At 42.5% G+C, this 12,982-nt stretch carries 7 protein-coding genes; all 7 read right to left on the reverse strand.

What is annotated here, in order from left to right:
• Positions 1–11: 11 nt before the first annotated feature.
• The 7 genes from KXJ59_RS10580 to KXJ59_RS10610 all read right to left on the reverse strand — a co-directional run bounded on the left by KXJ59_RS10580 (position 12) and on the right by KXJ59_RS10610 (position 12,964).
• Positions 12–1,559, reverse strand: a complete 1,548-nt coding sequence (locus KXJ59_RS10580) for a RagB/SusD family nutrient uptake outer membrane protein (protein ID WP_295204363.1) — start codon at positions 1,557–1,559, stop codon at positions 12–14.
• A gap of 22 nt (positions 1,560–1,581) precedes the next feature.
• On the reverse strand, positions 1,582–4,863 hold the full coding sequence (locus KXJ59_RS10585) for a TonB-dependent receptor (RefSeq protein ID WP_295204365.1): 3,282 nt from the start codon (positions 4,861–4,863) through the stop codon (positions 1,582–1,584).
• A gap of 246 nt (positions 4,864–5,109) precedes the next feature.
• The gene (locus KXJ59_RS10590) at positions 5,110–6,303 is read right to left on the reverse strand and encodes a FecR family protein (RefSeq protein ID WP_295204368.1); all 1,194 of its coding nucleotides are present in this window, start codon (positions 6,301–6,303) and stop codon (positions 5,110–5,112) included.
• A 165-nt stretch (positions 6,304–6,468) separates the two neighbouring features.
• Positions 6,469–7,047 carry an RNA polymerase sigma-70 factor gene (locus KXJ59_RS10595; RefSeq protein ID WP_295204370.1) on the reverse strand — a complete coding sequence of 193 codons (579 nt, stop codon included), beginning with the start codon at positions 7,045–7,047 and terminating at the stop codon, positions 6,469–6,471.
• 617 nt (positions 7,048–7,664) lie between these two features.
• Positions 7,665–10,727 carry a beta-L-arabinofuranosidase domain-containing protein gene (locus tag KXJ59_RS10600; RefSeq protein ID WP_295204377.1) on the reverse strand — a complete coding sequence of 1,021 codons (3,063 nt, stop codon included), beginning with the start codon at positions 10,725–10,727 and terminating at the stop codon, positions 7,665–7,667.
• Between the two features lie 254 nt (positions 10,728–10,981).
• On the reverse strand, positions 10,982–12,283 hold the full coding sequence (locus KXJ59_RS10605; RefSeq protein WP_295204378.1) for a hypothetical protein: 1,302 nt from the start codon (positions 12,281–12,283) through the stop codon (positions 10,982–10,984).
• Positions 12,284–12,514: 231 nt separating this feature from the next.
• Positions 12,515–12,964, reverse strand: a complete 450-nt coding sequence (locus tag KXJ59_RS10610; protein ID WP_295204380.1) for a lipocalin family protein — start codon at positions 12,962–12,964, stop codon at positions 12,515–12,517.
• Between the last annotated feature and the right edge of the window lie 18 nt (positions 12,965–12,982).

The raw sequence follows: 12,982 nt of genomic DNA on the forward strand, positions 1-12,982 counted from the left end.
TGATTCAGTAATCAATAACCAGGATTCTGTGTGAGTACACCCGCACTTAAATCGATCTGTTGTTGCGGAATGGGTAACAGCACATCTCTTGCATTACTGAATGCTGTTTTACCGTGTGCATTTAATACGGTTTGTGCCACACCCCATCGTACCAGGTCGAAGAAACGATCATGTTCCATGGCCAGTTCTACACGACGTTCTTTGCGGATTGCATCACGTAAGAGTGCCTGATCGGTTGCTGTTACATCTGGTAAGATCGTATTGTTACCCGCACGGGCTCTTGCTCTTACTGAGTTCAGCGCATTTCTTGCAGCAGTAATATTGGCTGTACCTCCAACCTCATTGGCTGCTTCTGCATACATCAACACCACATCAGCATAACGCAATACACGCACATTCATCCAGTAACCAAAGCGGTTACCAATAGAAGCACGTGTAGCCGGGTTGGTATACACTTTGTTATTGTATCGCGGATTAGGCAAACCGGTTGGCAGGTTTTCACCATACAAAGTCTGATATGTGGTAGTGGTGGTACTTGTGTACATAATGGTCCTGTTCTTACGTGGATCATTGGCTTCATAGGCCGCTTCCAGATCGGTAGTAGGTGTGTTCCAGCCCCAACCTAAATCCCATATACCTGCACCTCTCACACCCTGTATCTGCGCATACTGTACACCGTTGTTACTGGGTATGGCTGCAGATGCAGTGGCCTGTACTTCAAATACCGATTCTTTACTGTTCTCACCTTCCTCACGGAAAATACGATCGTAAGGAGTGGTAAGATCATACTGACCAGAAGTCATCACCGCATTGGCAGCCCCCATGGCTTCTGTCCATTTCTGTTGTGTTAGGTAAACTTTGGCCAGTAATCCATTGGCGGCACCACGGGTAACACGACCTGCAAATTTTGAGTCCCATGACAGTGGCAGATTGGCTGCTGCAAATACCAGGTCAGCTTCTACAAAAGCATAAACCTGTGCGGCTGTACTTTGTGGTACATTGTTTTGTTGTGCCGGGTTATCAAACAACTTATCAATCAGCGGCACTCTTCCAAAAAAGCGCACGAGGTTGAAGTAGGCATAAGCACGTAAAAACCTGGCTTCTGCAATAGTCTGTTGTTTAATCTGGTCTGTTGCTGTAATAGTAGTATTGGTATTTACTTCATTAATGGTGCTGTTACACCTGTTGATCATGGTATAATAACCTAACCAGAGTGCATTACAAAAACCATTGCTGGGTAATACCGGGAAATTATCCATCGTAATGGCATTAGCGCCACCATCGGCTGGTGTACTTCCTTTATCGGCATCATCACTGCGAATACTTGCTGCGGTTATAAATGCCTGGCTATGCACATTGAAACTTCTCAGTTCATTGTAGGCACCAAAAATAAACTGGTCGTATGGACCAGAACCACCGGGATACGGATAATTGTCTGCATCGTATGCACCCTGACGTTCCGTATCGAGGAATTTTTTACATCCGGTGGAAAGCAATAACATACCCATGGCTACAGGAACCAGGTAAGTCATCCGGAATAGTTGTTTAATAGATTTCATATAAATGAGTTATTAAAGTCGGTTAAAAAGTAAGATTGATACCCAGTGAATAAATTGCCGGAACAGGATAAGCACCATTATCCGCACCACCACCCAGAATACTTCCAATGAGCGGCTCTGGTGAGTAACCGGTTACCTTGCTCCAGGTTTTGATATTCTGTCCGTTCAGGTAAATCCTTGCACGCTGAATACCAATTTTAGACAATACTGTTCTTTTGAATGTGTAACCAATCTGTAAAGTTCTGAGACGGAAAAAATCTCCCGGCTCCAGGTAATAAGTGCTCATCAGGAAATTATTACCTCTGGTATTATCCAGTACAGGCTCCACATTGCTGGTACCAGGAGCGGTCCAGGCATTCAAACGGTTGGCTTCATAATTCAATACAGCAAAGGTTGAGGTACGGCGCTGTGTGTAAATTTTATGACCCGCCATTCCCTGTCCTTCAATCTCAATATCAAATCCTTTATAACTGATGCCGATATTTCCACCAAAACTGTAAGGAGGGAACGGACTTCCTATATAACCCCTGTCTGCAGGTGTAATCTGTCCGTCGCCATTAATATCTGCATAAGCAATATCACCCGGTAATGAATTGGTAAAAGCAGCGGTTTTCTGCAGGTCGGCGGTCGACTGGTAAATACCTGTCTGAGTATATCCATAGAAATAACCGATTGATCTGCCGGTAGTGGTAAGGTTGGCACCACCGTTTCCGATGATGGAGAAATTGAAGTTATTACCAATGGAGTTTACCACATTATGGTTATAACTGAAATTGGCTCCTACCCTATATGTCAGGTCTTTACCGATACTGTTCGACCATGCCAGGTTTACTTCAATCCCTTTATTGGTAATACTTCCGAGGTTGGTGAAATAACTTCTGGTTTCATTCGGCAGTGTTACAGCCGTGAGGATATCGGTTGTGGTTCTGTTGTAATAAGTGATCTCTGCACTCAATTTATTTTCGAACGCTTTCACATCGATACCCACATCAATACCTTTAACGGTTTCCCAATGCAGGTTTGGATCGGGAATATAAGCCGCCTGTATAGAGCTGTAAATATTATCACCAAAAATAGCAGTAGATGCATTCTGCACACCGGGTCTCCAGAGGTTATCGGCAAAGCCATTGGCATTACCCGTTAAACCCCATGCAGCTCTCAGTTTCAGGAAATTTATTTTTTTCACTTTAGAGAAGAAGGCTTCGTCACTTAGTACCCAGCCCGCACCTACACTACCAAATGTACCCCAGCGATTGGCTGGTGCAAATTTGGAACTGCCATCTCTTCTCACGGTAGCATTCAGCAGGTACCTGCCTTTGTAAGAATAACCTACACGTGCAAATCCACCCGCAATGGCGTTTTCAGAACCACCACCTGAGTTGGAAATCGGGTTGTTGATATTGATGATATTCAGGTACCAGAAATCAGGATCATTCGGCACATTGGTGAGTGTATCGCGACGGGTACCACCTACCGATGAACTTTTGTTGTAAATGGTGGTAAAACCAGCCACTGCATTGATGTTATGACCATTGCCTAAGTTCTTATCAAAACTCAGGGTATGATCCTGTTGAAAACGGCTTGCTTCATTTTTTGTCTGGCTCACAGAAGTTCTGGCCGCATTATCGAATGTAGTAGTGGTTGGCGCACCATTTTCGCCCAGGTTAATAAATGAATAGGGCAATGAAGTGTAACTTCTTGTATCATCAAAAACAAGATCAGTGTACACAGTAGAACGCCAGGTAAAGTTTTGAAGGAATTTAATCTCTGCAAACAGGTTACCAATTACACGGTATTGTTTGTCGATGGTATTCCCATTGTTACGGTTTAAAGCAGCAATGGGGTTACCTACCTGTGCCCGCTGGAACGATGGCATGCTGTAATAAGTAGTGGCATCCTGCTGAATAGGCACAATAGGTGCAGCCCATAAAGCATTGGTAACAGAAGCTGCTGCCGGATTATTGATGGCATGATAACCTGTTAAACCACCACCCACTTTAATCTTATCATTAAAACGCAGTTCTTCATTTAAACGAACGAGGTAGCGTTTAAAACGATTGTCTCTCAATACACCCTGCTGATCGGTATAACCGATGTTCAGGTAAGTGGTAGATTTTTCTCCGGTGTTGGAAATACTCAGGTTGGTGGCGCTGATAACCGCATCGCGCAGTACCAGATCCTGCCAGTTGGTATTGGCGGTATAATTGGTATAATCGAATGGGGCCGCATTTAAATTGGCGAGCTGAGCATTGTATAGTTTTTTGAAACCGGCTGCATCGGTAATTTTTATTTTATCCTGAACCGTTTGCACACCAACAGAACTTTGCAGTTCAATACGTGTTTGTCCCCTGGCTGCTTTTTTAGAAGTAATGGCAATAACACCATTGGCACCACGTAAACCATAGATGGCGATAGAGGAAGGATCGCGCAGGATATCGATGGTTTCAATATCGGCAGGATTCAGAAAATCGATATTATCATGTAAAATACCATCCACTACATATACAGGGCTGGCCGTATTGGTACTGTTGATACCCCTGATTCTTACAACCGGACTTGCACCTGCCACACCTGAGTTGGCAATGGTTAAACCAGCCACACGGCCTTGTAATGAGGCGATGGGGTTGGTAGCAGGTCTGTTGGCCACTTCCTCCCCTTTTACAGAAGTTACAGAACCGGTGAGGTCTCTTTTCTTTTGTGTACCATAACCGACCACTACAATTTCATCGATGGCTTTCTCTGCGGGTTTTAGTGACACAGTGAAGCTTATATTCTTGCCCACTCTTTGTTCAACAGTGGTAAAGCCAACATAAGAAAACACCAGCACATCACCTTCCGTTACAGCGATAGAAAAGTTACCGGAAGCATCGGTAATGGTACCGCGTGTAGTGCCTTTTACCGCAACAGATACATCGGCCAATGGAGCACCGTTGTTATCGGTAACCTTACCTTTTACATCGGGCACAACCACGGGTTCGGGTTGAACAGATGGCGTTACGGTTGGTTCAGCATACTTGCGTTTCACCACAATGGTTTTATCGCTGATGGTGTACGAAAGAAGCTGGTCTTTAAAACAAAGTGCGAGTACATTCTCCAGTTTCTCATTGCGAACAGAAAGACTCACGGGTTTGGCCGTTCTCAATGCATCATCTGCATATAAAAACTGAAAACCCGTTTGCTTTCGGATATCTTCAAAAATGCGCTGGATAGATATGTTCTCTCCTTTGATGGTTACTTTTTGTGAGAGACCTGCTGCACTGACCTGCAGACAGGCGATGATCATAAAAACTGTAGTAAGTTTCATAATCTTTAGCATTTGATTTGCCCCCCGGCGCAGGACGCCCGGAGATTGGCAAACAGAAGTTAAATACATAGATTTGTAAGGATTGAGTAGTTAATAAACAGTTAGACTAGCTGATCTATGACTTCACTCAAATTCGCCGGATGCTGCTGCAACAGTGTCCGGTTTTTTGTAAGTCATATTCAACCTGTTTAACCATCGCTACCCATCGGGAACATAAACAGGTGTTTCATATATGGCGTTTTATTGTTAGCGTGATACAACGACTTGCTTACCCTCTACTTTAAACTTCACTTCCTCCGTCAGTTCCAGCATCTCCAGTACTTTCGACACATTGTTGTTACGGGTGATCTGCCCGGTAAACTGCATGCCCACATTTCCTTTATACTCGATGTCTACATCGTACCAGCGTGCCACCTGGCGCATGATGGAGCGCAGGTCGGTGCTTTTAAATACAAACAATCCATTTTTCCAGGCCATCACTTCTTCTGTATCTATATTGTTTACCACATTGATACGACCACTTTTGGTCATGCTTGCCTGCTGACCGGGTCTGAGTATTTTAACCTGCTGCTCGCTTTCACCGGCTGCAAATACTTTAACAGCACCTTCGAGCAGGCTGGTTCTTACCTGTGCTTCATCGTCGTAAGCATTTACATTGAAATGGGTACCCAGCACTTCAATGGCCGATTTGCCGGCCGATACTTTAAAAGGTTTGGCTTCATTACGAACCACTTCAAAATATACTTCACCCGTAATCTGCACCTGCCGCTCGCTGCCACGGAAAGCAGTGGGGAACCGAATAGATGATGCCGCATTCAGCCATACTTTGGTACCATCTGATAAAGTAACCTGGTATTCACCACCACGAGGTGTAGAAATGGTATTGTAGAAAATTTTCTCTTCTGCCGCCGGTCCGCCATTATTGGTTTGATAGGCTACCAGACCGTTATCCAGTTTCTTTACTTCTACTTCACCCTGTTCGCCAAGGATACCATTATTGGCGCTGTCGAGAATGATGACAGAACCATCATCGAGTGTAAGCATGGCTTTATTACCACCGGGTGCTACATCGCCAGCCGGAACGGGTGCCGATAATACCAGGGGTTGCTGAACCGCTTTTTGATCAGGTCTGATAAAAAAATAAACAGACCCTGATAAGAGTATGAGAATCAATGCTGCTACTGCGGGTCTGCGCCACTTGCCGACGCTTTTTCCGCTAACCGGTTCAAGGTTTTCTTCTTCTGCTGCCAGACTTTCCTGCAGGCGATTGCCGATACGATCCGACAGTTCTTCTGCCGAACCCTGTGGCAGGTCGGTAACTGTGGTTTGCCGGTCGTCGAAGGAATGGTACCAGTTGTCTAATACCTGTTTCTCGGCGGCAGACAAGCTCCCTTGCCCGTATTTACTGATCAGTTCCTGTATATGATCGGGTATGTGCATACAGTATAGTGTGCGTTCAGGGCGGTTGCACCTATGGAAAAAGAAAAAAACAGAAGAACAGAGAAACAGAGGAACAGACGAATGTTCAAGGGAAGAAGCAGTTAGACCATAGAAATTATCCTATTTGGATATTTCTCTGTTCCTCTGTTTCTCTGTTCTTCTGTTTTAAAACCCGAGTAATATTACTAACAGCAACGGCAAAAAAGTTCGTACAGCGGTTCGCAACTGCCGCAGGGCTTTATTCAACTGGTTTTCGACCGTTTTGGGGGATATGTGCATCACTTTGGCGATTTGTTTTACCGACATGCCATCGTTTCGGCTGTATTGGAAGATGATGCGGCATTTTTCGGGCAGTTTCTCCACTTCTGTTTTAACCAGCAGGAGTATGCGTTTATAGTGTAGACTGTTTTCTATGGGCATTTCTACCACCATGCCGGTATCGGCCGAATCGCGGTATTGTCTTTCGCGTACTTTGCTTTTAATACGGGCCAGTACCTTGTATTTGGTGGCTACGGCCAGATAGTTTTCGAGTTGATCTATCTGCTGGGTCTGGCGGTTTTTCCAGAGGCTGAGGAAAACGTCGTGAACAATATCTTCAGCTTCCTGGCTATCCTGTAAACGGTTATGGGCAATAGTGAATATCTTCTGCCAGAAACGATGGTAAATGGTCATAAAAGCCTGCTCATCGCTTTGGGAAAGCAGGTTGAGTAACAACTGGTTATCATATGAAGCATAATCGACCATAAAGCAAGGAGAAGACAGTATAAAAGTAGGGAAAGAATTTATTACAAACGGATTGTGTTGAAAATTGTTGGAGGAAGATAACTTTATAAGTATTTCTTCTCAGTTATGCCTTCTCAATTAAAAGTTCTTCGCCGAAGTTTCCTGAGGCACGAAGGTCTATAGGACTCCTTGGGAGAACTCGGCGTTTTACACAGAGGCGTGCTAATAATTAATTTGCAACCACGCATACCTCCTAGTATTATTAGTTGTTGCTCAAAACGAAACAACTCTGGCATGTCGGGAAACATTTTAAACCCTTCGAATTCGAGGGGTTTAATCGGAAACATGAGAGATCATCAATCACCCAATTTCAAATACCCCGAATTCTGAGTAATTGAAAAAGGCTCAGGTACCAAGAGGTTTTGCTCTCTTCAATATCGTTCTTCTATCTACTGCCCTTGTTTTATCAACTTACCAAGAGTAGAAGAAGTATAGAACACAGATTGTCATGATTGTTATGATTTATCATGACACATCATAAAAATCATGATAATCCGTGTTCCATCTATGCTCACCTATAAAAAAGAAGACTGATTACTCAGTCTTCTTTAAAAATTCATCCTAACTCATCCCTGTTGTTACTTGAGTTTCACATCTAAGTAAACGGAATGTCTGCCATAAGTTTCATAAAATGGTTTGAACACCACATCATCAATCTTAAACTGTAAAGATTTAGGATCTCCGGTGATTGATTTGCTGATATCATTGGCATCCAGTGTTATTTTCCTCCATTCTTTTCTTGCTTCAGATTCCTGTGCTGCCAGTAAGATGGGGCCATAAAACAAGCTGGCAATATTCTGCTGATCCATTACCGGATCGAGGTGAAACTGGAAAGGCATTTTCAATTCAATTACATCACCATTTTTCCAGCTACGGCTTATTTTCAGGTAACTGCCCGGTTTGGCCTGCAGTTTCTGTTCCTTACCATTGATCTTTACAAAAAAACCACCGGTAGCCCATCCTGGCACACGTACATTCACATCAAATTTTCCGCTTCCTTTCACTGTTAATTTTGTCTGATCCTCGTTAGGGAAACTCGTGGTTTGTTCTATTGTTACCTTACGTTCTGTCCATTCGAGTGTAGATGGTACATAAAGATTTACATACAGTGCTTTATCATCTTTACTCTTGAAGTAAATAGAGTTCTGCAGTTTGGTACTGCTTTCAATGGCTGTACCATTACAACAGGTGAAGCCTGTCATATTCGGATTACCAAACTGTTTAATGGAACCCGGCTTCAACGGCACATGATAAGTATTGGCTGGCGTATTCTCTGCTACCGATGCAAGGATATGGTTGTATAAACTACGCTCATAATAATCCATATACTCACCTTTCTGATCGAAGAGGAAGAGGTTACCTGTTAGTTTCAGCATATTGTAAGTGGCACAGGTTTCATTTTGTCCGCCAGCGGCAAAACCATTTTCATAGATGGTTCCGGGCTGCGCAATAAAACATTCTGCATTGGCCGGATTACGAGCACCTGCAACACCTCCGATACTGTACATATAATCATTCACCATTTTGTACCAGAAATTATCGGCTATCCGGTAATATTCTGGATTGTTGGTGGCGAGATAAGTTTCTACACTACCCACCACCTGTGGTATATGCTGGTTGGCATGCAAGCCACGGAACAGATCTACATTTTTTGCGAGGCCGTGTGAATGTTTTGTATCGCCAAAGAATACCCTGATATTATCAAACAACTGCGCCGTTTTTAAATGATTGGGCGATCCGGTAATACGATACAAACGCGCCATCGATTCATTCATACCACCAAACTCACCCGCGATATAAGTGTTCCACATTTTAATGAGCGTATCAGTGGGTACTTTACTCAAACGCGCATATACCCATTCTCCCATGTTTGATGCAATCTCCAATGCTTTCTTATTACCACTTACTTCATACACATCTGTTAAGCCGGCGAGAATTTTATGCAGTGTATAATAAGGTGCCCATACCTGTGTTTTCTGTCCACCATATTTGGCACCTTTTTCCAGCATGATAAACTGATCGGGCGGATAAGCACTGATAAAGCCCTTACCCCAGTTCCAGTAATCGTTACGAATGGCGGTATCACTCAAATCTGAATCATAATCTTTTTTACCCGGGCCAACAGGCACAAGTGTTGGATCAGCTACACTGGGTCCACCTGCTGTTTTTGGTTTTCCAGATAACTGAGATAAGTCATACAGTGTATTCACCATATAGTCCATCTTTTGCGCGAAATTGTCTTGAAGTGTTTTATCATATCCAGTACCTGCATAAGCCTGTGCAATGGCAGTAAGATAGTGACCGGTTGCATGACCTCTTAATTTGGTATCGCGGCTATCCCATACACCCAGGGCTTTTGCGCCTTCGGGTTGTTTCTGACCAAATGCATGGCGGAACATATAAAGGAATGAATTGGGATCGGTTTTAGCCAATGTCAACACAAACTTATCGCGGTTCTCTACAAATTTCGATTTATGTCCATGCGGATCGTTTTGCAATGAAACCTGTTTCAGGTCAAAAGCCTGCAATTTCGAAACAGGTGCTGTTGCTTTAGCCGGAGCCTTAACCGTAACAATGGCTTTGGGTTGAAAACTGGTTCCGGCAACACGTCCGTTAATGGTGTAAGTACCGGTTTTCAATACTGCATTATTATCTACATCGGCCGGCCATACCACACGTACTTTTGGTCCTTTCACACCATCTTTGTAAGTACCGGTTGTATAACTGGGTAATCTTGGTAAAGATCCGGCTTCTGTTTCCACTTTTACATCTGCTACACTTGTTAAATAGGCCGTGTACAGTTGAGGGTCTGTTGCAGCAAATTTGGGAAGGTCTTCTTCTACCCTGCGCTGGTTTACACCACCCTGATTAATACCTCTGCGTGAATTATTAAATACACTGCCAATCTGTGTAGGATTTAATGGAACACGATAAATACGGAAATCGCGTACCAGTGCATTCAAATTAGGATCACCGGGAATCAATGATTTACCGATATATAATTTTTTATCTGCCGCCTGCTGACCAAAAACATCAGTCAGTTCTTTTGGAATTTCTTTTGATTCACCCACTGCTTTACCATCTACATAAGTAATCAGTGTTTTAGAAGGTATATCAACCACAATTGTCAGGTGAACCCATCTGTCGGTTTCAATAACTGGCGCCACAGCTCCTTTTTTAGTTGCCGGGTCTGCTGTTATCAAAGCCTGGTAACCTTCCTGTCCGCTTATACCTGCCGGTGCTGCGTAAAAATGTTTAGCAGCATCTCTTCCGAAATCGAAAAAGCGTTGACCGGGTTGTTTCGAACGAAGGAATATCCATCCTGAAATACTAAGTGATTCAAGATCCGTTAAAGCCTCACCGGGCAGTGTAACATAAGAATTGGCTTCGCCGGAAAGAGACAATACCGTGCCGAAACGGTTATCGGCAACAAATTTGGCTTCAGTGCCCTGTAATTTGCCATGTAAATTATTCCGCGACCAATCGCGGGCATCTCCACTAAAGAGGTAACGGGCAATCAATCCCGTTTCACCAATACCATCCAGAATCTGATCGCCGTTTTGAGCACGGGCGGTAAAAACACCCTGGGTTAATACTGCAATAAATAAGATGATACGCAGGCAAACTTTGTACATTTTCATAGTTAAATCGTTTTCATCAAAACCCTGAGAAAACAATATATCCAGGTGGATAATTGTTTGTTTGACAATTAACTATAAAACTATAAAGATTCGGGGAGTTGACAGTAAGTCTATTTTAACTAATACTTACACGATATTAACAGGCAGGAATAAAAATGAGCGGCACTAAGATCATTTTTTCAACCTGAGTTGATCTTATCTGGATAAAAATATCGATATGTTGTTTCCAGACAATTCCTCCGTACAGTGTATACTTACAGCGTTTTTTTCAGTTTTACAGCCAGCTTTTCACCCACTTTTTTTATGGTGATTATTTTCTTCACCCCCGCTACCGCATTGGTGCCATATTTGTAAGTTTCCGTATTCGCAGAAGAGCCCTGAAACATGCCATTAATATAGGTATCAGTATAACCTACTACTTCTGTTTTGGTGGTGGTATGCACATAACCGAACTCTGTATAGAGTAAATACTCACCGGGCTTCAGGTTGGTAAATTCAAAATGCCCGTCGTTATCATATACGGTGGTTGTTTTAATGCAGGCGGCCGCTTCTTTTGATAATGGCAATGATCTTCCCTTTTTCCTGAATTTTTCATTGAGCGATACCCATTCTTTAAAGTAGGGAGTATAGGGTATCAGCACAACAGACGTACCCATTTTGGCATACTGCTTTTTATTGATATTGAGTATGGCCATTCCTTTCAACACACCTTCATTTTCATTATCTCTTGCAAATGCCACGCCTTCAATAGTTGCAGTTCCATCCTTGATAAGACTTAGTGTTTCTTCTTTGTTGAATGTTGTGGTAAAAGGATTGTAATCAAGCTCCTTATCCAGCAGTAGAAAACGCTGACCATTGGCAGCCTGTATTTCAATTTTCCATAATCTCCGGCTGTCTTTATCAATATAATACTCATATTTTTCGCCTGTAGCTTCTTCAAATACACTTACCTGCCATACACTATGTTCACCGGTCATTTCGCTGGTGTACATATTGGTTCTTACTTCTTCTACCCTTGTTGTCTTGATGTTGCTACTGTTAGCCGGTTTGTAATCATATACTTTCATCGTGGTTCTGTAACCGGAATTAAGCGGAAGAGACCCGAGAAGATAGGGATAGAAATAACTGTCGAAAAAGGGTTCTTTTGAGGCTTCATTTATAACATGTTTCTTTTTTGCCTGTTTATCAAAATAATACCCGGTTATTGCTTTATCATATTTCAGTTCCAGTGTTCGGTTGGGATTAACAGATGAGCGGTACAATGGTTTTAAACTATTGGCATCGGCAATACTCGTATCGATCCATTGTTCATTATTACTCAGCATGGTTAATACAGTATATATTCCAATCGTTTTTGTATTGGCATTCACTTTAACAGTAAAAGAACTTACCGGCACCATTTGTTTACCACTGACTGCAAAACAGGTCATTTCATAGTTGGCGTTTTTCAGCCATTTCTTATCAAAACTATTTCCACCTGGCAACAGCAGTTCTTGTGAAAGACATCTGCTCACGGTAAAACAGAGCAATATTGGGTATAAAACAGATCTGTTCATATCAATAAAAGATTCGTAATAACATTAAATTACTCATGCCAAAGTCATGCACTGCCAGTCACAGGGCTTTGATTGTACTGGACTGTCAGACGTATCGACACTTTGCTTCAATGCAATTATAGCATATTACGTATCTGTAGAAATTAACTTAAGTTAATTTCTACGGCCAGACTAACACATACCAAACAGCAATAGTTAATACAGCAGTAAAGGTTTTAATTACCGGCCGGATTATAATTTCTTAAAAGTAAATGTGAGTTTATCACCAGGCATAACCGCATCTTTAGAAAACACCACCAAAGTGCTGCAATCGAAGCTTTGAATTTCACCCTGTATTTGTCCATCACTTTCTATTTTATTACCAACCAGGTTCCAGGTGCCTTCATTATTTGTTGATGGATTACAAGAAACGCCCGCATCAATATTATTATAGGTTTTGTTTGAATTTAATTTTACCTGATCATCTTTTTCGCAGTCATCTAAAAAAGACAGATAATCTATTTCTTGCGCCGATGCTGCTGCCTTATACTTTAGCGACACAATTTTATAGGTTCCGGAAAGTGTAGTGATGGATGGGCTACAGTTTTGTGAAGGCTCTCCTTTCTTACATGAAGAAAGAATTACAAGGAATGTAAAAAGCGAATAAATGGTTTTCATTTTTAGCGATTTCGTTCTGCTCATTGTATTTGTTTTCAGGTT

It is taken from the genome of Sediminibacterium sp., from assembly GCF_019264485.1.
GTDB lineage: Bacteria > Bacteroidota > Bacteroidia > Chitinophagales > Chitinophagaceae > Sediminibacterium.

Bases quoted from the DNA above. Each gene is read 5' to 3' on its own strand.
- KXJ59_RS10580 (WP_295204363.1), bottom strand. From the start codon at position 1,559: ATGAAATCTATTAAACAACTATTCCGGATGACTTACCTGGTTCCTGTA.
- KXJ59_RS10585 (WP_295204365.1), bottom strand. From the start codon at position 4,863: ATGAAACTTACTACAGTTTTTATGATCATCGCCTGTCTGCAGGTCAGT.
- KXJ59_RS10590 (WP_295204368.1), bottom strand. From the start codon at position 6,303: ATGCACATACCCGATCATATACAGGAACTGATCAGTAAATACGGGCAA.
- KXJ59_RS10595 (WP_295204370.1), bottom strand. From the start codon at position 7,047: ATGGTCGATTATGCTTCATATGATAACCAGTTGTTACTCAACCTGCTT.
- KXJ59_RS10600 (WP_295204377.1), bottom strand. From the start codon at position 10,727: ATGAAAATGTACAAAGTTTGCCTGCGTATCATCTTATTTATTGCAGTA.
- KXJ59_RS10605 (WP_295204378.1), bottom strand. From the start codon at position 12,283: ATGAACAGATCTGTTTTATACCCAATATTGCTCTGTTTTACCGTGAGC.
- KXJ59_RS10610 (WP_295204380.1), bottom strand. From the start codon at position 12,964: ATGAGCAGAACGAAATCGCTAAAAATGAAAACCATTTATTCGCTTTTT.